The following is a 1,033-nucleotide window of genomic DNA, read 5'->3' as shown; positions in this document are numbered from 1 at the left end:
GGTACCTGCATCCCTACTTGTTGCGTGAACCTCAATGTGGCCAGTTCTACAGGTGTTCACTCCAAGCGTACGTAAAATACACTTTCGTGTCGTGATCCCTTATACGGCAACGGCCGAGGTTGTCCGCCAGTTCCAGATCGCCCAGAATGAGACGGGCAGGCCAACATCGACCATAGATCCCACCCTGTCGGCGTTGAGCTTCTTCATCACCCGGACACTCACCTGATCTTGCGCATCGGCTACTCCAGATCAAACGGGACAAGGGTGCACGATACCGGAACACCCTGCTTCCGGCAGACCTGCCGTCCTTGCTGCAGGAGTGGTAAAGGCCGAACGCCAGCAGGACGTGATGCATTCTGGTAGCTGGCTTTTCCCCAGGCAGGACATCATGAATCCCATCGGCACACGGCAATTACATCGCATGTTTGTCGCCCCGGCACGGGCAGCTTCGATCACCAGACATATGGGGCCGACAAAGGCAAACCCACTTATGTACGACAATGAAGACCGCCTGGATCTGGCTGCGTCCGAACATGGCAGTCAGAGTTGCTGGACAATACGCGCAGCTAAGGCTGTTCATATATATATTTTTTTACACAAGACACCGTTTATATGCGATTTTAAGCATCAATAAACGGTTTTGGACAATTCAGCAGGAATTTAATTCCAATGGCAGACCCGATCGGCGGCATGTGGCTCGCACTGAAATATGATGCAGAGCCATTCGGCGGACTGGCTGTCAAAAGCCAGCTTGGAAGTCGCCGGTCGAGCAGTCATCATAATTTATACAGCATCGAGACGTATCCCGAAAACATGCGTCCGACCGACGCCGCAGCCGCGCATCTGCAGTTTCATCTGCGACACGAACCCACCAGCCTTGAGTTGCTGGCGCGCGTCTTTGCGAAGACCGGACCAAGTTTTGTCCAGGAGTGGATAATACCAAGGGCTACTGTCTCTGACTCATCTGTGAAGTGACGCGAAGGGCCTGTTCTGATTCTGTCGTGAGAGGGAGGATCGGGAATGGCTGGTGCGA

Annotated in this window: 1 protein-coding gene; it reads left to right on the top strand. The window is 53.6% G+C overall.

From position 1 onward, the window contains the following. Positions 1-669: 669 nt before the first annotated feature. Positions 670-975, top strand: coding sequence for a hypothetical protein (locus tag CFR80_RS18340; RefSeq protein WP_258367965.1), 306 nt, complete (start codon positions 670-672; stop codon positions 973-975). Positions 976-1,033: the final 58 nt, after the last annotated feature.

The sequence above is a fragment of the Komagataeibacter oboediens genome (assembly GCF_003207815.1).
Classification (GTDB): domain Bacteria; phylum Pseudomonadota; class Alphaproteobacteria; order Acetobacterales; family Acetobacteraceae; genus Komagataeibacter; species Komagataeibacter oboediens.
This window is presented reverse-complemented; position numbering and strand designations above follow the sequence as displayed.

Coding starts and splice junctions, on each gene's coding strand:
- CFR80_RS18340 (WP_258367965.1), top strand. CDS start 670: ATGGCAGACCCGATCGGCGGCATGTGGCTCGCACTGAAATATGATGCA.